The following is a 22,974-nucleotide window of genomic DNA, read 5'->3' as shown; positions in this document are numbered from 1 at the left end:
GTCACGCAGCTAGTCGGTGCTCGTAGTACGGCCGCTCCTTGTCATCAAGAATCGCATACTGCGCCGCCAAGTCCGACGCATCAGGATTCAGCCACGCGTCAACGTTTTCCGGCTTAATGGGGATGATGCACCGGTCATGTCCAGCGGCGGCAACCTCGACCGGTGGCTCATCCGTTATCGCCGCAAAAGACAGCAGGTCTGGTTCACTGGGTGCCGACCAGCGTGACCACAAACAGGCAACCAGCATGTCATGGGGTGGATTCGTAATGAACTGGAGGACGACATTTTCATCCTTCCCACCCGGAGCAAGCTCGCGGCCCTCCATCTTCGCGCGGCTGACGTTTTCGTAAAACGCGTTGACGACAAGGATGCCGTGCGAGTGGCCGAAGAGCGGCTTCCAGAAGCCTTCGAGGTTATCCCGACGAGCATTGTATGTGCCAGGAAATTTGATGTCGTAATTGGCGGGTTTGCCAGCAATGCGGCACTGATAGCGCATGGGTTTGATGACGCGTTGGCCATTTTCCATAACCATGACCAGCGCATAGTGCCCTGGGAAAATGCGCGAATCGTGCGCCTTGGGTTCGGTCCGCTGTATGTCGTCAAGCTTGCCGCGGGTCCACGCGATTTTGCCGGTGGCTATTCGCATGCTTTCAGTTGCTGCCTTCGTGACCTTCGTCTGAAGTGCGCGTTCTGCATCGGCGAGTCGTGCACGTTGCTTGAACAGGTCTTGCTCTAGCTTCGTCACCTGGTCTGCGTTGAATTTGTCGATGAGAACCTTAATCTCGAATTCGTCGGCCGATTGCGGCTCGGAAAACGCGTCTTCCATCGCTTTCGGAATCTTCGCCTTGCTGCCCTCCGCCCGCTCGAAGAAGAGGCGTGCGAATTCCTTGATGCTCATCGTCGCACCAAACATCCGTACGAACCTGCGATAGTCAGCCAGAATCTGCGCCGAATAACACATATGAACCTCCTGTCTTCGTCCCATGATAATCCACTCTCTCGGATAGTCGGTCCAATTACGGGTGACCACCTTAGTGCATCGACTGTGAGCCCGCGAACCCGGGTGTATTCGTATGTTGAGACGAGTCGATTGAAGGTGCGACGCGCGTCCGATGCCAGTCGTGGACCAGAACTACACCATCAATGGAAATTGCGGCTCACTGACGGCAGCTCGCCAAGGAGGTACGACATATCGATAAGATGCTGTGCGACCAGGTGCCGTACTTCGCCTTCGCACTGCCATAGACCCAGCACACCGAGCAACGATGCGCCGAGCACTTCCTTGCGCTGCCGCTCCAGCACCTTGGGCCAGATGATGACGTTGACGTTTCCCGTCTCGTCTTCAAGGGTGATAAAGATGACACCCTTCGCCGTCTCGGGCCGCTGTCGCACGGTAACGATGCCGCATCCCCGCGCGAGCCGGCCGTTCCGGTACGTATGCAGGGTGGACGCAGGCATCAACCGGTTTTCGAGCAACTGGGGCCGCAGAAGCGCGAGGGGATGTCGTCCAAGCGTCAGACCCATCGACTGATAGTCGCCGACAATATCGTCGGCTTCCGAGGGGGCGCCGAGTTCCGGCGTGTCGTCCTCTATTTTTGCTACCGACAGCATGTCCTTGTCCGGCACCGCGGCGACCGACTGCCACAGCGCTTCGCGCCGGTTGCCAGCCAGCGACGAGAGTGCATTCGCCGCGGCGAGCACCTGCAGGTCGTGACGGTCCAGTTGGGCGCGTCGTGCGAGGTCTGATACGGTCGTGAATTGGCGTATCGCGCGTGAGTTTTCGATACGCTCTGCGGCACCGTCACGCATCCCTTTCAGCAGGGACAGGCCAAGTCTAACCGCCGGCCGTTCGGCGCCGTCTATCGGCTCAAGAGACGAGTCCCAGCCGCTTATCGTGACATCGACGGGAAATACCTGGACACCATGCCGCGTGGCATCCTGAACGAGTTGCGACGGCGAATAAAACCCCATCGGCTGGCTGTTCAGCATCGCCGCGAGAAAGGCTTCCGGCTCATGACGTTTCAGCCAGCTGCTCGCGTACACCAGCAGTGCAAAGCTGGCCGCATGACTCTCTGGAAACCCGTATTCGCCAAAGCCGAGAATCTGCTGGAAGATACCGTCCGCGAAGGCCTTGTCATAACCGCGCTCGGTCATCCCGTTGACGATTCGGTCGTAGTATTTGTCAAGACCACCCTTGCGCTTCCAGGCCGCCATCGCGCGCCGCAACTGGTCCGCTTCACCCGCAGTGAAGCCGGCGGCCAGCATTGCCACCTGCATCACCTGCTCCTGGAAAATGGGCACCCCTAGCGTGCGGCCCAGCGCCGTCTCGAGGGCCTTGCTTGGGTAGCTCACAGGCTCGAATCCCTGGCGACGCTGAAGATAGGGATGGACGGCACCACCCTGGATGGGTCCCGGGCGGACAATCGCCACCTCAATGACGAGGTCATAAAACGTGCGGGGCTGGAGTCTCGGCAGCATGCTCATCTGTGCCCGCGACTCAATCTGGAACACGCCCACGGTGTCCGCACGCGAAATCATCTCGTACGTTTCCGGGTCTTCAGCCGGTATGTCCTGCATCTCAAATTGTTCACCTCGCTGGCCCGATACGAGGTCAAGTGCGCGACGAATTGCTGAGAGCATGCCAAGCGCAAGCACATCGATTTTCAGCAAACCCAGCGACTCGAGGTCGTCCTTGTCCCACTGAATCACGCTGCGGTCCACCATCGCAGCATTTTCAACAGGCACCAGGCGCGTGAGCTTTCCACGGCTGATGACAAAGCCGCCTGAGTGCTGGGACAGATGGCGAGGGAAACCGAGCAGTTGTGACGCAAGCGATGCCCACAGCTGAATCAGTGGCGTCTCCGGGTTCAGACCGGACTCGGAAAAGCGGTTGAGGAGGTCCTCTTTGCTATCAAACCATTGATGGCTCTTGGCCACGGCATCGACAATCTGCGGGTCGACGCCGAGCGCCTTGCCTGTTTCGCGAAGGGCACCGCGCGGACGATAGGTCGACACGGCTGCCGCTATCGCTGCACGGTCACGACCATATTTCCCGTAGATGTATTGAATTACCTCTTCCCGTCGCTGGTGTTCGAAGTCGACATCGATGTCGGGTGGCTCGCCGCGCTCCTTCGAGATAAAACGCTCGAAGAGCATGTTGCCTCGCGCTGGGTCGACTTCTGTTACACCCAGGCAGTAACAGACTGCCGAGTTCGCGGCCGAGCCCCGGCCCTGACACAGGATGTGCTGGCTACGGGCAAAGCGGACGATGTCATAGACCGTCAGGAAGTACGGCTCGTATTCGAGCTCCCTGATGAGTTCGAGCTCGTGTTCAATCTGTTCCAGCACGTCGTATGGGATGCCGGATGGAAACCGGCGGCGGGCGCCAATATAGGTCTCCTGCCGCAGGTAGGCGGTCGGCGTGATGCCCTTGGGAACCAGTTCGTCCGGGTACTCATAGCGGAGCTCGTCGAGCGAGAACGTGCAACGCGACAGGATGTTCGTTGTCTCTGCGAGCGCGTATTCCGGATACAGGTTCGCGAGACGCAGGCGGGGACGCAGGTGCTGCTCCGCGTTGGGGGAGAGGTCGTAGCCACACTCCTGCACCGGCCTGCCCACACGGATGGCGGTCATCGTGTCCTGCAACGGTTTGCGCGAGCGCACATGCATCACCACCTGGCCGAGCGCGACGACCGGAATGCCCCGGCAGTCGGCGATGTATTCGACGGCTCCCCGGTGAATATCGTCCATCGCGCGTTGATGCAGCACAAGGCCGCACCATGCGCGACCGGGAAATGTCTGTTCGAGCCACTCGAGCTGGACGTCGAGCACGTCCTCCTTCGCCGGGAAATGCGGTATCAGTATCGCGAGACAGTCCGGCACGCCGCGAAGGTGGCTGCTCTCCGGTTCCGGCCGCGACAGGTCATGAGGTGTGAGCCGGTACGTGCCTTTCGGTCCGCGCGTGCGGGCAAGCGTAATGAGTTCGGAAAGGTTTCCGTATCCCTCACGGTTCTGGGCGAGGAGGATGAGACCGAACGCTGGCGAGCCGTCAGCATTGACGAGCCGGAAGTACGAGCCGACGACGAAAGGAAGGTTGGCCTCCTTCGCGGCGACGTGCGCCCGCACGATTCCCGCAAGGGAGCATTCGTCCGTTATCGCCAGACCCGAGTAGCCCAATTGCGCCGCACGTTGGGCCAGCTCCTCCGCGTGCGAAGCACCATGCAGGAATGAGAAATTTGAGAGGCAGAACAGCTCGGCATACGCCGGCAGAGTGGTGAAGGTTGCGTCCATGGCGTGTCATCCCGACAGGCCATGAAGGAATCCGCTCCACTTCTCTTCCCCCGGTACACCGCTTCCATCTGCCAGCTCACACGAGCGTATCGGTCGCGATATCGCGAGAGGCAACGTCGGCAGGTGAACGGCGAGGAAGGCGCGCATGTCGGGAAAACAGAACTGGACTGGGTTGAAGGGAAATCGATAGAGGCGCTGCGCTGGTCGGCCCTTGTCGCTTCACAATATCGACGCTCAGGCCGTCGGCTGATGGTCTTAATGTCAATCGCAGGAGCGCTGGCGACGAATCCTGCGCGGTGGCGAGCGGCCCGACCATCACGAAAAGCGTTTCAGACGACTGCGCGGCCAGGTGCAGTCGTCTGAGCGATGACGCTTTCGCGTACTCCGTCCAGAAAACCACCGCGGCGCAACTGCCTGCGCGGAGAATCTGCTCAACCGACCACAACGCGTCTCCCGTCTTCGCCGCATCCACGCGAAACACCCGCTCGACAGGAAGGCCGATGTGGCGCAGCCCCAGTCCGTTGAGGGCATGGGGTGGCTGCACAAATGCGACCGGACGGATACCGGCCTTGCAGAGCCCTGGCTGCAGCAACCGCAATTCACCCGTACCGGCTTGCTGGACCAGCAGGTCGACCAGCGCCCCTACGGGCCATCCGCCACCAGGCAGCTCCGCCGATAGCGCGGGATACCCGGTTTCCAGAAACCGCCCACGCCCGCGCGCGAGCTGGGACGCTCGCCACAGAGACGGGTGAATCTCCTCGGCGGGGACGGTAGCGGTGGACATGGAGAAGTAAAAAAACCTGTATATTTATACAGTATCGTACACGCAATCTTGCGACAACGAACTGGCACTTTTAATCGGGGGCTGACTCATGGATGCACGCGTTCGAAAGGCCGGCCATCCGATGCCTGAGCTGGCCGCCTTCATGGCAAAACTACGCTCAGCCTTCGGCGACGAGGCCATTGACGACGCGGTGAGGCGTGGGAAAAACGGTGAGCCTGTCTTTTTCGCATGCGAAAATGGCCATGCCGTAGGGACAGCAATGCCGGCGAGCGGCACGGTCTGGCAGGTCGATGACGCTGTTCGCGACCGACATTACTGCTCTGGTTGCAACGGCGAATGCGTCGGTCTGGGCGTCCGGTGCAGTGAATCGTTAAAGCGAGGCAACAGGGAGAAGGAACGGTGAGATGTTCTGGATGTGTTTTGTTGCTGCTCGGCTGCACGTCCTCCGCATTTGCAACTCAGGAGTACAAGGAAATCTGGAATCCACCGGAAGCAAGGGGCGCTTCGCTTAAGCACCCGGCGACCGCACACAGGTCGGCAAAGCATTCAGGTGGTGTACAAGATATCGCGAAGGCGCGGGTTCATCGTACGCCGGCGCCAAAGCTCGCATTGAAGCCGGGCAACGCGCCTGACTTCTCTGACATTCCGCGCCAGATAACGCCCGAGGGAAATGTGCTTCGGGTTGATTCTCGCAACACGGCTGCTGAGGTCACGCGTTAATGGAATCAGGAATCTACAAAGGGTACCGACTTTTCGGCCACGCCATAAGGCAGCAGGAGGACATCCTGCTGCCTGAGCGATACGCTGCAAGTGGAACCATCATTCATGAGACGAAGATGGTCGAAGCTTCCGGTGTGCTCGGCGCATTTGATACAGAAGACGAGGCGCAGTTCGCTGGACTGGACTGGGCACGTGCTTGGGTCGACAACCACGGATATTCTTTCGCGGTCGTCAGACCCGCCCCATAGTCCGCTGCAACCTGTTCGCGTCGTTACAATGAGCAACGGCTTGCTGGGTAGTGCGCAGGTTCGAACTACATTTGTGTCATCTCATAAAATGATGCCCTCCAAAGCCAATCCAAAGCTGTTGCCGGACGTACCGCATCTTGACGACCGTCTTGGCGGTGCACATAAACAACTAGCAGAATCGATTACCAAACTCATCCTCACCTCAGACGGCGGAAAGAGCATCAAGCTCGACGGATTTTGGGGCAGTGGCAAGTCTACGGTCGTGGGAATGCTCACGAAATTGCTTGAGCGACTGGAGACCGGGGAACATGCAACTCGACCAGCGGAGGAATACTCGACCTTAGTATTTCAATACGACGCGTGGGTGCATGTCGGCGACCCGCTTCGACGCGCCTTCATGACTTCATTGCTGATGAAGTTGTCGGGTGCGAAGTGGATTGATTTCACCAACAATCTAGCAAAGGGCGGAAGGTGGGAACGTGAGTTGGCCAAACTGAGCAAGCGGCTAAAGGTGTCGAGCAAGACAGTCCACCCTAACTTCGACGACGTTTCGAAACTCATTCTCGGAGGGCTAATTGCGCTTGGTATCGTTGCACCAACCGCATTCGGCGCTTTGAGTGATGCGCTTCGGGATTGGGATGCTGGAGCCAGGCTTTCATTTGCTGGCGCTGCATGGCTCGTCTTGACTGGTTTCTTTTATTTTTCATCCGGCCGGATGCTCAACATTGTCGTGAAGCGGGCCGCCAATGCTGAAACGACGGAAACGATAGAGGAAGCGGAACCAACCTCCATTGAATTCCAAGGGGCCTTCGGTACGCTGCTGGGTGAGGTCCTTAAAAAGGAATCGCGCCGTTTAGTGATTGTGGTCGACAACCTAGACCGCATCGACGAAAAGGAAGCGTCGGATATATGGACACTGCTCCGGTCCTTTCTTGATAACCCAAGCTTCGCCGCAGAGCCGTGGTTCAAGAGACTGTGGGTGGTTGTGCCATTAGCGAGTTCTCGAACTTCAGAGAGCGACGGAAACCGTCGAGCTGTCGCAGACTCAGGACTTTCAAATTTTGACAAGATTTTTCAAGTGAGCTTCACGGTCCCACCGCCACTCCTTCACTCATGGAAAAACTACCTGGCAGAACTTTTGGAAAAAGTGTTTGGGAAAGATGATACTGGGGACCACGACGAGATTCTCAGGTTGTATGAGGAGATTCCACCTCCCGGACGAATGACACCTCGAGCGATTGTCACTTTTGTAAACAGGCTCGTCGCGGCCAAAGTTGAGTGGGACGATGCAGTTCCACTATCCTGTCTTGCGGCCTACGAACTGTGTGCCCCTAAACTCGACGTCAGCTCATGTCAACCTCCAGAGGTCGTAGCGCGAATTTTGCCCATAGAGAGGCTCAATGATGTGTTCGCTATGCTGCACTATCGGGCATCAAGCCTAGATGACGCGTCATACCTCACCATCAGTCCAGAGATTGAAAAAGCACTGGATGCTGGCGATAGCAAACAATTACGAGAATTGCTAAAGCGTACGCCAAGTGGGCGATATGTTCTGGACAAGTACGTCCGGAGCGACCTGAAAAAGCTTGGGTCGCAGCAAGAGAGATTGTTTCAATTTCTGTGCGCCTTGGCTCCACTGTGCAAAGAAGAGAATGCCGACAGCTCCGAACCGCTTCTTATTCCGGCGAGCCTGCGGCGGCATCTGGTTGAGGCCGCCTGTCAGACGCTTTCGGAGACGTCATCGCTCCATTTAAGGAACGATAATCTCGTCTCAGGAATTGATGCATTCCTCTCCATTGTCGCAAATGATGCCAGGTCAGCAAGCGTGGTGGTGAAGTTGCTGGCGGGGATGAAAGCGTCGAGTGAGCAAGATGGCAATGGGTATGGCACCATCTGGGAAAGGTGGAAAGACAATTTCACCTTGTTGCTTGCAAGAAAGAACATACGCGAATACATCGAACAGACTGGATTCAAGTTCACGCTTCCGGTCTCGCCGACGCAGTGGGCCGAGGTGGTGCAATGCCTCCAGAAGAGCGACCAAACTTGGGCGCTTCAGGCATGCTCATCTGAACAAAGTGTTGAGACACTTATTGAGTGGGTGACCAGTGGACTGGACCAATACCTCGTCTCGGACGCGGCTCGGGCTCTCCTTAAGCAACTTGCGAATGACAACGGTGAACCAGTCGTTAAAGCGTTCATGTCATCAGTCGCGCAGAAAATCTCACTTATCGCAAACGGTAATCCGACCATTCAGCCACCGACGATTGACGTCGCCGCGTCTGCAATTTCCGTGATGATTAGCGATTTTCCTGACCACGCATTCCCGCCGCTTAGAACTCTCACTAGAAACACAAGCCTCTTTTCCTATATCGCCGCCGCGCAGAGCCAGAATCAACTCGCTTGCAAATTTGTCTTCTGCATAGCGGCTTATCTTGGTCTGGAAAAGGAGCCGATGACGCCTGGCAAGATAAGCAGTACCGCGATGTCGGGTCAGCAGGCCTATGTTCAAACCATGCAAGGTAACGCAGTTCGAGCGCCATCGGATGTGTCGGCGTACTGTGACGTGCTGTCTGGTCTGCAGCGGTTTGACTTGCTGCCTGATTTGGTCGGCAATACGGCCTATGCGGCCTTGGGAAAACAGCTCGTTATAGGACTCGCATCGGACAAACGCTTCATCGAAATGTTGACCTCTGGTGTGCTGGACGCAAATGAATTTGCCGTTAGATACATACCGGTGCCAGACCTGCGAAAGGCGTACCTTGAGGCGCTCCCGTCTTCTTTTCAGCCTGTGCCGGATGTTTCATAGTTGTATCGTTTAAGCACGACTCAGGAAACGTCTCGTCGCGGACGGTTGCTTCGACGCGGCTAAGTGGGCTTATAGGGACGAGCCGTTTGCTGGCCGCCGATAGCTCGCTGAATATAGCAGTATTGAATGGCAAGACTTTTCGGATGTGTATTGTTGTTTCTCGGCTTCACGTCCTCCTCGTTTGCATTTATCGTGCAGCGATTTAGCGCGCTCAAGAATCACACTTGAGTGCCGTTAACAGAAGGTTACCACGCAAGCCATTTGGTGCTGTAAAGAGTTTGTCAGCTTGTTTTGCATCAACGATAGACGTTGGCTGCTGGCAGAGCCTCGTACCGGGTGACAAGAATATAGGAATAGATGAAGATGCCAGCAGCGCAAAGTGGTCTCAAGACGCTTTCAGAGTTGTTCACGGGTTCATCGTTCCGCATACCTGACTACCAGCGAGGCTATGCCTGGGGAAAGGAGCAGTGCGATGACTTCTGGAAGGATATCGAACTGCTCGGAGACAATGCCCGGCACTACGGTGGCCAGCTCATTCTTGATATGCAGTCTTCGGCAGATGGGCCTGGTAACTATCTGGTTGTCGACGGACAGCAGCGTCTCACCAGCGCGGTGGTTGCACTCAGGGCGTTTGTTGATGCGACCGTTGATTCAGATTCCGTCGAAATTCGCATCTTCCGCGCTAACGTCCAGGCGCTGTTTCATTTTGAGGAATCGGAAAGCGGCGTTCGCAATTACAAGTTCGGTTATATGGAGGAAGGCGCGAGTCACGCCTACCTTGTAGGCGGCATATTCGATGACCCGCGATATATGAGTGCCGTGGCGGCTCAGCGCACCCTGTACACGGAAAACCTTCGGCTGGCATACGAGCTTTTCTTCCAGCGCATGGCCGCCCTCGACGAAGCGCCCCAGTTGAATTTTGCCCGTAAGCTTTCCGACTCGCTGCATTTCAACGTTTTCCACGTTGACCCGCAGTTCGACATTCATGTCGCTTTCGAGACCATCAACAATCGCGGGAAGCATCTCTCACAGCTTGAGCTGTTAAAAAACAGGCTCATCTACATCAGTACGGTGCTGGCTCAACAGCCGGGTGCGGACCCAAAGCTTGGTCCTGACCTTCGTGCCGAAGTTAACAGATGGTGGTCATCAATCTACCGCTGGCTTGGGAACGACCCCTCTCATCAACTGGACGATGACGAGTTCCTCAGGACGCACTGGATTGCGTACTTCGGCTATGACAAGTCGGAATCCGACGCGATGTACGTCAAGCTCTTCGATGACGTCTTTACGGTACACAAGGTCGCGACAGGCGAGTTGGGCGCCGACTATATCCGGCACTACATCCGCAGTCTCGGCCAAGCGGCGACGCTCTGGCATTACATACACAACCCCGCACCATTTCTGCCGCCCGATACCATCCTTTGGCTCGGCAGAATCGAGCGGCTTCGCTGGGGGTCTTTCAAGCCGCTGGTCCTTGCTGCTTTCCAGGCTCTGGCCGCCATCAACCCGCTCGTCGTCTCGCAACCTGAAACGGTGCAGGCCAGCTTCGCACCGGTGGGCCCACTTCTAGAGCAGGTCGAGCGTTTCATTTTCATGGTGTTCTATATCAGCGAGCGTCGGGCCCATACCGGGAAGGCGGACATCTACAGGCACGCACATCGTCTGTCCAAAGATGCAGTCCCCGGAGACAGCAGTAGCGTCATGGCGGCGTTGGAGTTGGCAACGCGGTTTGTTGGAGCGTTAAATGATAACGACGGAGGCGACGTGCGTAACCACAGCCTCCCGGAAGATTATTTCCATGACTTGGACGGCCATTTCGACCTCGCTTACTTCCGCGATACCGCAAGGCGGCGGCTCGACCGTGACAAAGGGTTCTACGAATGGGACTTCACGCGCGTTGTGCTTTTCGAGTACGAACTGTCGCTGCAGGGTGCCTCGAACCCTCCGAAAGTCAGCTGGAAGGACGCCTCGTTTAAGTCTATTGAGCATATCTACCCTCAGACACCGAAGGACCCGTCATGGACCAGCCGCTTCGTGTTCGATGGTCGGCAGGAGCGTAAGCGCCAGATGTGGATGAATTCTCTGGGCAACCTACTGCTACTTTCCTGCGAGGTGAATGCGTCGCTGAGCAATCGGCCATTCTCGGAAAAGAAGAAAAAGTACGCGACGGGCAGCTACAGCGAGAACAACGTTGCTCAGAATTTTGGCGTATGGTCTCCGAATGCCGTTACCAGGCGAGGCGTGACTTTGCTGGAGTTCGCCGAAGCGCGCTGGGGCTTTAGCTTTGCCGATTGGGATATCAAGTACAAGGACTGCCTGCGCACAGACAAGGGTTGATGGGCCTAGCAACACTCAATGACCTCACACCGGTCGCATGTCACGGCGATTGCCATGGAGGAAACACGCTAATGAGCGACGGGCCGGAGGATGCGCGAGTGGCTTCATTTTTCGACTTCGACGATGGCGGTCCCGGGTACCTTGCTTACGACCTAGCCGTTTATCTCTGGGCCAACTTTCTAGGAAGGCAGCTAGAAAAACCGGATGAAAAAGTCGAAGCCAAGTGGGGAAATTTCGTGAGCGGCTATCGCAGCGTTGAGTCGCTCCCTTCAGTCGATTTCGAGGCAGTCATGACGTTCGTTGCAATCCGTCACTTCTGGTTGATGTGCGATAGCTAAGCGTCTTCGTACAGCAACGTCAACAACTTACCCAAGGCCTCCGGCGACAGCTCGAACAATTTGCAGAGTTCGCAATTGAGATTGAGCGGCGGGGGTATGCCAATTTCCGATTGAAGGCGCTTGCCGAAATCTTCAAGTGCAGCGGCGTCGGTCTTTAACCTCTTGCTGAATACGTACAGACCACCGTCGACGTGCACCCCGACAAGCGGCTGGGCGCCGGCACGACACAATGTGCAGCGGGGATTGTCTCCTGAGGACGTGCCGACAGCGAATTCCAGGTCATTTTGTTTGCCCCAATCGCGAAACCGTTCAAGGTTGGCGAGCATTGCCGTCTTGTATTCCCCTTTGCTGATTCCGCCCTTCGTGAACTTTTCCCTCTTCTGGACCAATTCGAAGAAGTCATCGACTGTGCGCGACACCCCCTTGCCGGTTTCGGAAGACTTGCGGGTTTCCGCTCGCGCCGTGCGACCTATGACAGTTGGGGCAAATGCTTCGCGCCCGCTGCTCTCCAGTCGCTGTATCTCGATACCAACCACTTCTTCGACGTCAAGCCGCTCATTGAGAAACTCGATGAGTCGACGTAATGTTGCGGGAATCTCGTCGGCAACGAACACTAGTCGCACCCGACCAGCTTCGAGATTGGTCTGAACGGTCTTCCAGAAGTTGTCTGCATCCTGCTCCCCCAGAAACTCAGATAGCAGCGTATCCGCTTCTGTTGGACGGTAAGCTCGGAATTGGCTCTGGATGTCGCGGACGCTACAACTGACCATGAGTGACGCGTAATCCAGCATTTGGGCCACTACCTGTCGCCTGTTTTCGGAATTGGCCGAGCGTTTGTCTTCAACGAGGGTGGGAATGCCTTCTTGGTCGAGGAACAGATGGTCAACACTGAGGGAGCTACCGTTGCCGTCGCTTAACGGAAACTCGTCTTTTACGCGCAGCCACTTGCTTCGGCCACCGTTATTTGGGCCAGGCAAGCCGTCAGCGAGCAACTCGGGGAAAGTCGAAAGGAGGTCCTGCAACTGCCTCTCCTGTCCGTATGGTTTGCGGTCAAAGCGGACCAGCTTCCCGTCATCCGCCAGGTATATGCTTGTCATCTGGTTCCTCGCCGAATATGTCGTCGGTGTAGCTGCACATTACCCGCTGACGTCCGAGTCCTCTGTACGCTCAACCACGGATGTCAGGGATGTAACGTTGACGTCACACGGGTCTACAGCATCCACCGACAGGCATACTCGGTAGGCTAATAGTGGTGATAGTAGCCGCCGCCTACAGGTACAACGATGCAGCCGCTCAACGCGGTTCCGAGACATACAGCCATCAGCATCAGCGCAAAGATTCGCTTCATACGTGCCTCACTTGTCAGTAGTGAAGGCAATATATTTGGAGTGCAGATTACCAGTGTGTTTGTGTGTAACGAGGCGTGTGATTTGAAACACCTACCCCGTCCAGTGCCTTCTCGGAAATCCCGTCCGCAGTGAAATGTTCGGTTTCAGAACTCACAACTCAAAACTCAGAGGCCAATATCGTGGCCGTCCGACGCGTCGTTGAGGAGATGAACGGCCAGAAGTTGACCATGCTCACCATGAGCACGACATAGATATCACTTTCGGCACCGCATCCGTTTCGTGCGCTACACCGTTGACCTAACGGCACCGACCACATTCAGCGAACGTGATTTTCTTCCCGGACGAAGTCTGAGGGGCCTTTTTAGTTCTATGCCTGAGACGCACAGGCCTTCATGTAATCTGCCTACTCAAGATGAGCTGGACGGTGTCTGCAAGAACACCGTGCAAACAACATCGTCCTTTGACGAGGCAAAAAGCTAAGGGTCGGTTTTCACGAGAAATTGAGGGGGGACATCGGTGAGCATCGTTGGCCTCCGCTCATCGTCCCGAGGGAATTCCACGGTGAGAAGACCGGTGGCCTTCGAGGAAGACACAACCTCGCCGACCCTACCTACATACAAGGTCGCAGACCGGTCGTCCAGTTCACCAAGCCGCTCGTCGCTCAGTCGCACCCGGGTTCCTTTCCTGATTTTTCCCATTCTGCCTCCGTCTGGTTCGGAAAAGGTGGGACGCTCAGGAACAACAAAGGTTCGACCAACCGAGACCGTAACATTTCTCGTTTATGCGGGAGTTAGCTTGGCTCGAAGGTCGTCAAGGAAGGCTTGAAGCAGCAGCGAAGGCTCTTCCTGACGGCTTCGAACGACATACACGTCGTTTGGAACTTCCGCTTCAAACGGACGAATGACAACCCGGTCGGCCCATGCGTTTGCACAGTATGGGTCGATGATTGCGATACCGCCGCCAGCCTCGACAAGGCCGCATGCGGTTTCGGAGCGAGTTGTTTCGAACCGTACATTCAAGTCGATTCCGTACTGGCCAAGAACTCGCTCGACAGCCTGCCGAGAGCCATCTTCACGGCCGAGAGCGATGAAGGGCTCACCACGCAGGTCCTGAGGCGTTACGCTTTCGGCTGCGGCAAGTTTATGCCCCTTCGGCACTACACACACTGAATCGACTCGGCTCAACAGTTCGCAGATGACCGCCGGGTCGCCTATCGGCATCGCGGTGAGACCCGCATCTACCTGCCTTGTGGCCGCCAACTCCGCGTTGCGAAGCGAGTCGTGAACCTGAAGGTCGAGGATTGCCCGGTCATGTTGTCCTGCAAACTCCACGGCAAAGCCCGGCAACATGGCTGCAACGGCCGGATAGGCAGCTATGGTTACACGTCCCGACTGCAAACTCTGGATATCTGTCGCAAGGCGGCGCAAGCGCGCCATGCCCTTCACCACGTGGTCCACCTCCGCCAACAACAACTGACTTTCCGCGGTCGGAATAAGCCGTCCCCCACGCCGATGAAAAAGTGAGAGTTGCAACTCGTGTTCGAGATTGGCGATGTGCGTGCTCAACGACGGCTGCGAAATCGACAACATCTGGCTTGCCGCAGTCACCGTCCCGGTCTCCATCAACGCACGGAAAGCTTCCAGCTGACGATAGTTCATCGGATGCTCCGCAGGATTGTAGTGTTTCCCGAGTATAGGTGAATCCTATAGTCGTTGAAAAACAAAGTATTGGACGAGAAAAAATTGGTTTTAGAAGATTCGCTCATGGGGACGGCATGAAAAAAAGGTTCTGACGCAATCCGCGTTGTATCACTTTTCCATCCGAGTAACAAAGCCCGGTGTGGACGAAGCTGCGTCGCAGGCGCCTCCATTTCCCTGGCACGTCTTTATTTAAATGAAGTAACTGGTCCGATGTATAACTTTGCATAAATACGACTATTTATTTTTGCTGGCTTAACCGCTTTCATAAATAGCGTTGATTTTCAAAATCAGGAGCCAAGAACGGCTCAATCATTTGGGAGTTTTATTGCCATGCGATTTTTTACTCTTGCAATTGTCCTGACCAGCATGGCGTTCGTGCAGCCGACCTTGGCTGCCCAAAAAACCTGGGACAAGATTACGGTTGCTACGGAAGGCGCATACGCTCCCTGGAATTTCATGGGTCCCGACGGAAAATTGGGTGGTTATGAAATCGACCTCACCCACGAACTTTGCAATCGGATGAAGGTTCAGTGTGACATCGTCGCTCAAGACTGGGACGGAATTATCCCCGGGTTGAATGCAGGAAAATACGATGCAATCGTCGCGTCCATGGGTGTAACGCCAGCGCGTGAAAAAGTCGTCTTATTCTCGGTTCCGTACACACAGGCTCCCAACGGATTTATGGCGCTGAAATCGAGTCCGCTTGCTGCAATGCCCGACCTTAATAAGGTTTTTAACCTTAGTCAGGACGAAGCGGCATCCAGGACGGAGGTCGAGAAACTACGTCCGCTGCTCTCCGGGAAGGTTCTGGGCGTACAAAGCGCAAGTACCGCTTCGAACTTTGTCGACAAGTACCTGAAGAGCATTGTCGAAGTCCGCGAATATAAGACGTTAGAGCAGCACAACCTCGACCTCGAAGCTGGCCGCGTCGATTTGGTGATGGCTAACGTCACCGTCCTCAACAAGGCAGCAAGTCAACCGGACATGAAAGACGCAATGCTCGTCGGGCCGCGATTCATTGGCGGTGTGCTAGGTGGCGGCACCACGAATGTCGCGTTTCGGAAAGGCGACGTCCAACTGAAAGACATGTTCGATAAGGCAATCAAGTCCGTGAACGACGACGGCACAAACCGCAAGCTGATGCAGAAATGGTTCGGCCTGGACTTGTCCCCGCCGAACTGATTTCGGGACGTCAGGCTTCATCAGCAGGACGTTGGATGGTCCTTTATTCAAACGCAGTAAGAGCAATTTCAAGTTAGAAGATGGCAATGTTCACGAGATTACAGCCTTCAGCGAACGCGGTTGAGTTCACCTTCGAGGGAGAGCTTGTAAGTGCCACTGAAGGAGACACAGTAGCGGCCGCGCTTTTAGCCCATGGAGTCGAGTGCTTTCGCACGACGCCCGTCACAGGGGCGCCGCGGCAGCCTCACTGCATGATTGGCAACTGTTTCGACTGCCTGGTCGAGATTGACGGCATCGCGAATTGCCAGTCATGCCTTGTTGTTGCAAAGCCGGGAATGAAGGTCACGCATCAGGACGGCCCAGGAGAAATGGAGTTGTTATGAGAATCGCCGACCGCGTTGAATGTGAACTCGTAGTTGTCGGAGGAGGACCGGCCGGCCTCGCTGCCGCGACGCTTGCGGCGGAGCGTGGAATCGACACAGTGCTTCTCGACGAGCAGGAAACACCAGGCGGCCAGATTTATCGGTCTGTCGAACGTCGCTCGACTCCTGGCGACCGCATCGGCCCAATTCTCGGACCCGATTTTCGCTCCGGGCTTGCCCAGGTTGAGGCTTTTCGCCGAAGTGGAGCGACTTATGCACCGGGGTCGGCCGTCTGGCAGGTTCTCGCGGATGGCGCTGTCGGTATCACTCAGGCGGGCGAGGCCTCGTTGCTGCGCGGCCGCCAGGTCATTTTAGCAACGGGTGCGATGGAGCGCCCTGTGCCAGTATCCGGATGGACGCTGCCGGGCGTCCTAGGTGCCGGTGCGGCGCAGACGCTCCTGAAGTCATCGGGGGTGGTGCCCGCCGAGGCCACCGTCATCGCTGGTTGCGGACCCTTACCGTTGCTCGTCGCAGCTCAACTGCTCGATGCAGGCGTGCCCTTAAAGGCCGTGCTGATTACGACTCCGCGGATGTTGCGCGCTGAGGCCTTGATGCAGCTTCCCCGTGCATTCACCCAATTTCAGGAGATTATCAAAGGCCTTTCCTGGATGCGTCGCTTACGCGCGGCCGGTGTCGAAATCCATCACGGCGTTTCGGGGGTCGAAGCGAAGGGCGTAAAGAAGCTTGAAGTAGTCTCGTTTGTAGCAGAGGGGAAGCGTCGAAGCATCCCGGCATCAGTGCTTCTTCTGCATGATGGGGTGGTGCCGAACGTGCAGTTGAGCCGCTCGACGGGATGCCGCCATCTCTGGGACAAAACGCAGCTCGCCTGGAGACCCGACGTTGACGAATGGGGCGCAACGAGCCTCGAACGCATCGCTATTGCCGGCGACGGACAACGTATCTTCGGCGCGAAGGCTGCTGTACTGCTTGGCCGTCTTGCAGCGTTCGACACCGCTCGTCGACTTGGGCGGATTACCGTGCACGAGCGTGACGCGAGTGCAAGACGTGACCAGAAGCTCCTTAAGGAGTTCACGCGCATCCGGCCATTTCTCGACGCCGCATTCCCTCCGTCGCTGGTTAAGCCTCTTCCTTCGGGAGATACCATCGTTTGTCGTTGCGAAGAGATATCTGCATCTTCGCTGCGTCAGAGCATTGAGGAGGGTCTCAGAGACCCTAATCAGATTAAGTCTCTTACGCGTTGCGGAATGGGGCCCTGCCAAGGGCGCATGTGCGGAACGACCGTCACAAGAATTATCGCCGAAGAGACCGGCCGAACAGTGGAGCAGGTGGGACTGTACCGCCCGCGCATTCCTGTGAAGCCGGTGTCGCTTGGAGCGTGGGCCGAACTCCGAAACGCCTTCATAGACCCAGATTTGAAGCCCAAGGGTGAACCGTCTCGTCGTGAGCTTTAAGCATGAAATCAAGCATACGGAATGTGACCACAAGCCCTTCTTATGATGCGATTGTGATTGGCGGCGGCCTTCACGGCTGCTGCACAGCATTGCACCTCGCAAAGAAGGGCCTCTCAGTACTCGTCATCGAAAAGAACACGGTCGGTCGTCACGCATCGGGCGTCAACGCTGGCGGCGTCCGTCGGCTAGTGCGGGATGTTGCTGAACTTCCATTGTCGATGGCAGCGATGGACCGGTGGTTTGACCTTGAATCGCTTCTTGGTCCCGAACTGGCCCCGATTTGCCACTTCGTCGGAGACGTCGGACAAATTGGGGTGGCCGGCGACGCGGGGGAGATGGCTTGGTGCGAGAAGCGTGTGGCCGAGACGCGTAGCCTTGGCTACGATTTCGAAGAGCTACTCGACCGCGAGCAACTCCGTAGACTGCTGCCTGGTGTGTCAAACATGGCTGTCGGAGGAATCATCGCTCGACGCGATGGCCACGCGAATCCTGCCCGGACAACGCGGGCGTTTCGCCTGCGCGCAGAGCAATTCGGAGCTGAATTCGAGGAAGGCGTCTGCGCAACAGGACTACAGCAGTCAGGCAGCAACTGGGTCGTGGAAACATCCGCGGGTCCGCGACGTGCGAATGTAATCGTCAACTGCGGCGGAGCTTGGGCGGACCAGTTCGCACGATTTGCCGGAGACTACATTCCGTGCGAGCCCGTTGGCTATACGCTGATGGTGACTGCGCGGTTGCCCAAGTTTATTGACACGGTTGTGGTTGGGATTGACCGGACGTTGTCGTTCAAGCAAACCGAGTCGGGCACGATTGTAATTGGCGGCGGAGTGCCGGCAATTGTTGATATGCCCAACGAGACATCAGTGACGGTTGCCGACCGTATGGTGGAAAGCGCCAGCACTGTCCTCGATTTTTTCCCCCAGCTTCGCAACGCGCCTATTGTGCGGACCTGGGGCGGTATCGAGGCGCTGACTCCCGACCTCATTCCAGTCATTGCGCCGAGTAAAACGTCCGCTGGAATTTGGCACGCTTTCGGCTTTTCTGGTCATGGATTCCAGCTCGGTCCTATCGTCGGCTCGGTCCTAGCCGATTTGATAGTTGATGGGAAATCTGACTTCTCTATAGAAGCATTCAGCCCCACGCGTTTTTCGTCTGAGGTTGTAGCGACGGACTCAAACTTAAACTAGGAACGAAGCCGGCCGCTCAATTTTTCGACCAGGCCACGCTGCTTGATTTGAAGGAGACACGTCGTGTTTGGAACTGAATATATAGCCCTCATGGGCTTCAGCCCCGAAGGCTGGGGTGCGTTGATGCTCTCGGCGGCGCTAATGAGCGTTGCTGTTGCCGCCAGCGGATTTCTTGTCGGACTGATGTTCGGCTCGGCAGTATGCTGGGCGCGACTGTCGAAATATGCATCGGCGCGCCTGCTCGCCGACGCCTATGCTACCGTGTTGCGGGGTGTTCCCGACCTGCTCGTCATCTACCTGTTGTACTTTGGCGGAAGTTCAGTTTTGAGCCACTTTGCGGCGATGTTTGGCAGCCAGGGATTCGTCTCCGCGCCGACCTTCGCAACCGGTGCGCTCGCGATTGGTTGTGTATCTGGTGCTTACCAGTCGGAGGTACTGCGGGGCGCATTTCTCGCCATTCATTCAGGCCAGATGGAAGCCGGTCGCGCATACGGCATGAGCAGCTCACTGCTTTTGCGCCGCATTATTGCTCCTCAACTAGTTCGATACGCCATTCCCGGAATGGAGAACGTCTGGCAGTTGGTGTTGAAAGAGTCGGCCCTCATCTCCGTCATTGGCTTGGTCGAGTTGATGCGTCAGTCGGCCGTGGGGAGTGGTTCGACACATCAGCCATTCTATTTTTATGCGACGGCCGCTTTGCTTTACCTCGCAATTTCCTCTGTGACCTCCTGGGGTTTCAGACGCGTGGAAGCACACGCATTCCGTGGGGTAAGGAGAGCGTGATGAACTTTCAATTTGTTGCAGACACGCTCCTCAGCTTGCTATCCGGAGTTCCGAAAACGCTTGAACTCGCGGCCATCTCGGTGAGCGCGGGCGCGGTGCTGGCAGTAATCCTCGCAACGTTGCAGCTTTATGGGCCCAAGCCACTCGTCCTTTTGGTAAGAGCTTACGTATTCGCGTTCCGGGGCACGCCGCTTCTCGTGCAACTGTTCCTCATTTACTACGGGCTTGGACAACTTGCGTTCGTCCGACATAGCTTCCTTTGGGCGTATCTGAGAGAACCTTTCTGGTGTGCAATCCTCGCGCTCTCGCTCAACACAGCGGCATACGGCGCAGTAATCATTCGCGGAGGCATCCTGTCCGTGCCCTACGGTCAGGTTGAGGCAGCATGGGCTTGCGGGATGTCGGGACCCAAAACCTTTCGGCGGATTGTTTTCCCGGTCGCGTTGCGGCAGGCACTGCCTGCATACAGCAACGAAGTCATCCTGATGATTAAGTCGACGTCCCTGGCGAGCATTATTACGCTGATGGAGGTCACCGGCATCGCCTACAAATTGATATCCGAGACGTATAACGCAATTCCTATTTTTATCTGCGCTGGAGCCATCTACCTCTTCATAAACTTTGTCATCACGCGGGCGATGCAGTACGTAGAGAAGCGCCTCTCCCCGCACCTGCAGCGCAGGCCTGTTGAAGTATTGGACGCAAAAGGACACGTCAAACGCGCGTCAGCCAGCTAACGTCCGACGCTTACTTTCGACGCTAGCAACGGCTATATGGCGGCGGGGCGATTGAGCGTCTTTCTGTGATGTCCCGGGGGCTAGTGCCCGGCATCTTCGAAGATTCTACGCATTGAAAAGGGAATACTATGCTGCGCCAAACGTCTCAAAGCAATCCTGTCAAGCTGGCGGTTCACGACATCCACAAGCGCTTCGGCGAAAACGAGGTTTTGAAAGGGGTATCGCTGAACGCTAAAAAAGGGGATGTCATCAGCATCATCGGCGCAAGTGGCTCCGGGAAGAGCACCTTTTTGCGTTGCATTAACTTCCTGGAGCGGCCGAACAGCGGTCGAATTGTTGTCGACGGCGAAGAGGTCAAAACTAAGGTCGACGCGGTCGGAAATATTGACGTCGCGGACCGGAAGCAACTCCAGCGCATGCGAACCAGACTTGCGATGGTCTTTCAGCATTTCAACCTGTGGGCACATATGAACGTGCTCGAAAACATCATCGAAGCACCCATGCACGTCCTTGGGTTGTCGCGTCGCGAGGCAGAGGAGCGCGCGCGTACTTTCCTCGAAAAAGTCGGTCTACCTTCGCGCGTCGAGCAACAGTATCCATCGCATTTGTCGGGTGGCCAGCAGCAGCGGGTAGCCATTGCCCGCGCACTTGCCATGAATCCTGACGCCATGCTGTTTGATGAGCCTACTTCAGCGCTCGACCCTGAACTCGTCGGTGAGGTTCTGAAAGTGATGCAGAAACTTGCCGAAGAAGGTCGGACGATGATTGTGGTTACGCATGAGATGGGTTTCGCGCGAAATGTGTCCAATCGTGTAATGTTCCTGCACCAGGGGCGCACTGAGGAGGAAGGCTCTCCAGACGAAGTATTGGGTGCTCCTCGTAGCGACCGCTTGAAGCAGTTTCTGTCTGGTAGCCTCAAGTAAGAAACCGGCGTTCCAGACCGGTGAGTTGCGATGCCCGACTCGCCGAGCGGAGCTCCGGCCGGTCAGGTAGCAGTCACCCTGCTGGTGCCTCTACCAAATTCTAGCTCCGACGCACCCTGCGATTTTGCTGAACTTTACTCTAGTTGCAGAGAACTCACGGCAGACACGAACCAACGGTGTAGCCAAACAATTCTGACGTTGGAATGGTCTTGGTCTGGCAGAACCAAATGTAGCCGGCCCATGGAAAGCACTCTTTGTTGGCAAGGGTCGGTGCCGTAACCGAAAGAATTTCCGCAGAGCCAGTGCCTCATGCTTTACCCACGTTGAAAAATAGAAAATTACACTTCGCTTTTATATAACCGTTTGGAGAACTAATGAAAAAGAACATTCTTGCGGCAATGATAGTTTCTACTATCACGGCACCCGCGTTCGCCCAGAACAGCGTGACACTTTATGGGTTGATTGACGAAGGCTTCGACTACACGAATAACGTTGCTGGCGATAAAGTGTATGAGCTTCAGAGTGGTTTCGCCCAAGGTAGCCGTTTTGGCCTCAAAGGAGCGGAGGACCTGGGCGGCGGCCTGAAGGCCGTGTTCCAGTTAGAGAATGGCTTTAACGTCAACAATGGGAAACTCGGACAGGGCGGTCTCATGTTTGGCCGTCAGGCGTACGTTGGCATCTCGTCAAGCCAGTGGGGTTCCGTGATGTTGGGGAGGCAGTACGACTCGGTCGTCGACTACCTTGCGCAGACTACGGCAAACGGCAACTGGGCGGGCTATCTGTTTTCCCATCCGTATGACAACGACAATACAGACAACTCGTTTCGCGTCAACAATACCGTGAAATACACGAGTCCGGAAATTGCCGGGTTGCAGTTTGGCGGCACATATAGCTTTAGTAACGACACGAATTTTGCCAACAACCGCAGTTACAGTGCTGGCGCGCAGTACACCAGCGGTGGCCTGCTTCTCGCGGCGGCATATCTGCAGGCTGACAATCCGTCATCGACAGCGGGAGGCGCTATCAACAATGGAGGCGATGAGAACTTCGTAGGAAGCAAGCTGCGAATCTTCGGCGCAGGCGCGAGTTATACCTTCGGCTCGGCGAACGTTGGCATTTCGTACTCGAACACGTACGTAACTAACCCAACCACTTCCGGATACGTCGGCGACATTACGCTGCCGACGGGTACGCTATCGAATCTAAGATTCCAGAATTTCGAAGTTAATGGCAAATATCAGTTCACGTCAGCGTTCTACGTGGGTGCGATGTATACCTACACGCGAACCGATTTCAACAGTACGTCAGGCAAGCTCAACCCGAGCTACCAGATGGCTGGGTTGATGGCAGACTACAACCTTTCAAAACGCACAGACATCTATTTGCAAGGCGTTTATCAACATGTAGGTGGTGACCGTACCGGCACCGTCCTGGACTACGCTTTTGTGCCGGGTGCCGATAACGTCTCCTCGACCCAAAACCAAGTGGTAGCGCGGGTTGCTATCCGTCACAAGTTCTAAGTAGGTAAATTGGGGGCGTACGTCAGGCGCTCCCGATAGATTCAAGTCACACATGTCCGCTTCAATGGTCGCGGACAGTGTGTTTAGTTTGAGTGTGCTCCGTAGCGGAGCCGTGGGGCGGGGGCACGCTTCAACTCCGCCTTGGCCGCTGTGGTGCATGAAACGCGGTCAGCCACCACTGGGCAGTTTTCCAACGACCAGAGTTCGGATATCCTGGTCGGAGCCCTCATCCGCCC

Annotated in this window: 18 protein-coding genes; 13 read left to right on the top strand and 5 right to left on the bottom strand. The window is 56.2% G+C overall.

The annotated features are described in order from the left end of the window. Position 1 precedes the first annotated feature (1 nt). From BUS06_RS02205 to imuA, 3 genes are all read right to left on the bottom strand, one after another. Positions 2-961, bottom strand: coding sequence for an SOS response-associated peptidase family protein (locus BUS06_RS02205; RefSeq protein ID WP_074262780.1), 960 nt, complete (start codon positions 959-961; stop codon positions 2-4). A 179-nt stretch (positions 962-1,140) separates the two neighbouring features. Continuing rightward, complete coding sequence (locus tag BUS06_RS02200) at positions 1,141-4,290, bottom strand: error-prone DNA polymerase (RefSeq protein ID WP_074262779.1); 3,150 nt, start codon at positions 4,288-4,290, stop codon at positions 1,141-1,143. A 76-nt stretch (positions 4,291-4,366) separates the two neighbouring features. Continuing rightward, a complete protein-coding gene (gene imuA / locus BUS06_RS02195) occupies positions 4,367-5,074 on the bottom strand; it encodes a translesion DNA synthesis-associated protein ImuA (protein WP_074262778.1) in 708 nt (235 codons plus the stop codon). Positions 5,075-5,162: 88 nt separating this feature from the next. Between imuA and BUS06_RS02190 the strand changes: the two genes are divergently transcribed. The 5 genes from BUS06_RS02190 (at position 5,163) to BUS06_RS02165 (ending at position 11,523) form a co-directional block, all read left to right on the top strand. Then, positions 5,163-5,477, top strand: a complete 315-nt coding sequence (locus BUS06_RS02190; protein WP_074262777.1) for a hypothetical protein — start codon at positions 5,163-5,165, stop codon at positions 5,475-5,477. 316 nt (positions 5,478-5,793) lie between these two features. Beyond that, on the top strand, positions 5,794-6,042 hold the full coding sequence (locus BUS06_RS02180; protein WP_074262775.1) for a hypothetical protein: 249 nt from the start codon (positions 5,794-5,796) through the stop codon (positions 6,040-6,042). 28 nt (positions 6,043-6,070) lie between these two features. Beyond that, positions 6,071-8,848 carry a P-loop NTPase fold protein gene (locus BUS06_RS02175; protein ID WP_167379361.1) on the top strand — a complete coding sequence of 926 codons (2,778 nt, stop codon included), beginning with the start codon at positions 6,071-6,073 and terminating at the stop codon, positions 8,846-8,848. 357 nt (positions 8,849-9,205) lie between these two features. Then, positions 9,206-11,185, top strand: coding sequence for a GmrSD restriction endonuclease domain-containing protein (locus tag BUS06_RS02170; protein ID WP_074262773.1), 1,980 nt, complete (start codon positions 9,206-9,208; stop codon positions 11,183-11,185). Next, positions 11,185-11,523: a phosphotransferase enzyme family protein gene (locus tag BUS06_RS02165; protein WP_074262772.1), complete on the top strand. Its 339-nt coding sequence runs from the start codon at positions 11,185-11,187 to the stop codon at positions 11,521-11,523. Before BUS06_RS02170 ends, BUS06_RS02165 begins: the two co-directional genes overlap by 1 nt. Here the strand turns inward: BUS06_RS02165 and BUS06_RS02160 are convergent. Both BUS06_RS02160 and BUS06_RS02150 read right to left on the bottom strand, forming a co-directional pair. Beyond that, positions 11,520-12,620 (bottom strand): hypothetical protein, encoded by a 1,101-nt coding sequence (locus BUS06_RS02160; protein ID WP_074262771.1) that lies wholly within the window; start codon positions 12,618-12,620, stop codon positions 11,520-11,522. The two genes, BUS06_RS02165 and BUS06_RS02160, sit on opposite strands and share 4 nt — an antisense overlap. A gap of 1,031 nt (positions 12,621-13,651) precedes the next feature. Next, positions 13,652-14,530 (bottom strand): LysR substrate-binding domain-containing protein, encoded by an 879-nt coding sequence (locus BUS06_RS02150; RefSeq protein WP_074262769.1) that lies wholly within the window; start codon positions 14,528-14,530, stop codon positions 13,652-13,654. A 372-nt stretch (positions 14,531-14,902) separates the two neighbouring features. Between BUS06_RS02150 and BUS06_RS02145 the strand changes: the two genes are divergently transcribed. The 8 genes from BUS06_RS02145 to BUS06_RS02110 all read left to right on the top strand — a co-directional run bounded on the left by BUS06_RS02145 (position 14,903) and on the right by BUS06_RS02110 (position 22,738). Beyond that, positions 14,903-15,754, top strand: a complete 852-nt coding sequence (locus BUS06_RS02145) for a transporter substrate-binding domain-containing protein (protein WP_074262768.1) — start codon at positions 14,903-14,905, stop codon at positions 15,752-15,754. 80 nt (positions 15,755-15,834) lie between these two features. Beyond that, positions 15,835-16,137 (top strand): (2Fe-2S)-binding protein, encoded by a 303-nt coding sequence (locus tag BUS06_RS02140; protein WP_217272794.1) that lies wholly within the window; start codon positions 15,835-15,837, stop codon positions 16,135-16,137. Beyond that, entirely contained in the window at positions 16,134-17,588 is a 1,455-nt protein-coding gene (locus BUS06_RS02135) for an FAD/NAD(P)-dependent oxidoreductase (RefSeq protein WP_143787441.1), read from the top strand. The genes BUS06_RS02140 and BUS06_RS02135 overlap by 4 nt, the downstream gene beginning before the upstream one ends. 2 nt (positions 17,589-17,590) lie before the next feature. Beyond that, a complete protein-coding gene (locus tag BUS06_RS02130; protein ID WP_074262767.1) occupies positions 17,591-18,775 on the top strand; it encodes an NAD(P)/FAD-dependent oxidoreductase in 1,185 nt (394 codons plus the stop codon). A gap of 90 nt (positions 18,776-18,865) precedes the next feature. After that, complete coding sequence (locus tag BUS06_RS02125; protein ID WP_074265866.1) at positions 18,866-19,558, top strand: ABC transporter permease; 693 nt, start codon at positions 18,866-18,868, stop codon at positions 19,556-19,558. Further along, positions 19,558-20,295 (top strand): ABC transporter permease, encoded by a 738-nt coding sequence (locus BUS06_RS02120; protein ID WP_074262766.1) that lies wholly within the window; start codon positions 19,558-19,560, stop codon positions 20,293-20,295. Before BUS06_RS02125 ends, BUS06_RS02120 begins: the two co-directional genes overlap by 1 nt. A gap of 128 nt (positions 20,296-20,423) precedes the next feature. Further along, complete coding sequence (locus BUS06_RS02115) at positions 20,424-21,218, top strand: ABC transporter ATP-binding protein (RefSeq protein ID WP_074262765.1); 795 nt, start codon at positions 20,424-20,426, stop codon at positions 21,216-21,218. Positions 21,219-21,592: 374 nt separating this feature from the next. After that, entirely contained in the window at positions 21,593-22,738 is a 1,146-nt protein-coding gene (locus BUS06_RS02110) for a porin (protein ID WP_074262764.1), read from the top strand. Positions 22,739-22,974 lie beyond the last annotated feature (236 nt).

This window comes from Paraburkholderia phenazinium (assembly GCF_900141745.1).
GTDB lineage: Bacteria > Pseudomonadota > Gammaproteobacteria > Burkholderiales > Burkholderiaceae > Paraburkholderia > Paraburkholderia phenazinium_B.
This window is presented reverse-complemented; position numbering and strand designations above follow the sequence as displayed.

Coding starts and splice junctions, on each gene's coding strand:
- BUS06_RS02130 (WP_074262767.1), top strand. CDS start 17,591: ATGAAATCAAGCATACGGAATGTGACCACAAGCCCTTCTTATGATGCG.
- BUS06_RS02180 (WP_074262775.1), top strand. CDS start 5,794: ATGGAATCAGGAATCTACAAAGGGTACCGACTTTTCGGCCACGCCATA.
- BUS06_RS02145 (WP_074262768.1), top strand. CDS start 14,903: ATGCGATTTTTTACTCTTGCAATTGTCCTGACCAGCATGGCGTTCGTG.
- BUS06_RS02200 (WP_074262779.1), bottom strand. CDS start 4,290: ATGGACGCAACCTTCACCACTCTGCCGGCGTATGCCGAGCTGTTCTGC.
- BUS06_RS02115 (WP_074262765.1), top strand. CDS start 20,424: ATGCTGCGCCAAACGTCTCAAAGCAATCCTGTCAAGCTGGCGGTTCAC.
- BUS06_RS02135 (WP_143787441.1), top strand. CDS start 16,134: ATGAGAATCGCCGACCGCGTTGAATGTGAACTCGTAGTTGTCGGAGGA.
- BUS06_RS02205 (WP_074262780.1), bottom strand. CDS start 961: ATGTGTTATTCGGCGCAGATTCTGGCTGACTATCGCAGGTTCGTACGG.
- BUS06_RS02190 (WP_074262777.1), top strand. CDS start 5,163: ATGGATGCACGCGTTCGAAAGGCCGGCCATCCGATGCCTGAGCTGGCC.
- BUS06_RS02125 (WP_074265866.1), top strand. CDS start 18,866: ATGGGCTTCAGCCCCGAAGGCTGGGGTGCGTTGATGCTCTCGGCGGCG.
- imuA (WP_074262778.1), bottom strand. CDS start 5,074: ATGTCCACCGCTACCGTCCCCGCCGAGGAGATTCACCCGTCTCTGTGG.
- BUS06_RS02175 (WP_167379361.1), top strand. CDS start 6,071: ATGAGCAACGGCTTGCTGGGTAGTGCGCAGGTTCGAACTACATTTGTG.
- BUS06_RS02165 (WP_074262772.1), top strand. CDS start 11,185: ATGGGCCTAGCAACACTCAATGACCTCACACCGGTCGCATGTCACGGC.
- BUS06_RS02120 (WP_074262766.1), top strand. CDS start 19,558: ATGAACTTTCAATTTGTTGCAGACACGCTCCTCAGCTTGCTATCCGGA.
- BUS06_RS02110 (WP_074262764.1), top strand. CDS start 21,593: ATGAAAAAGAACATTCTTGCGGCAATGATAGTTTCTACTATCACGGCA.
- BUS06_RS02140 (WP_217272794.1), top strand. CDS start 15,835: ATGGCAATGTTCACGAGATTACAGCCTTCAGCGAACGCGGTTGAGTTC.
- BUS06_RS02160 (WP_074262771.1), bottom strand. CDS start 12,620: ATGACAAGCATATACCTGGCGGATGACGGGAAGCTGGTCCGCTTTGAC.
- BUS06_RS02170 (WP_074262773.1), top strand. CDS start 9,206: ATGAAGATGCCAGCAGCGCAAAGTGGTCTCAAGACGCTTTCAGAGTTG.
- BUS06_RS02150 (WP_074262769.1), bottom strand. CDS start 14,530: ATGAACTATCGTCAGCTGGAAGCTTTCCGTGCGTTGATGGAGACCGGG.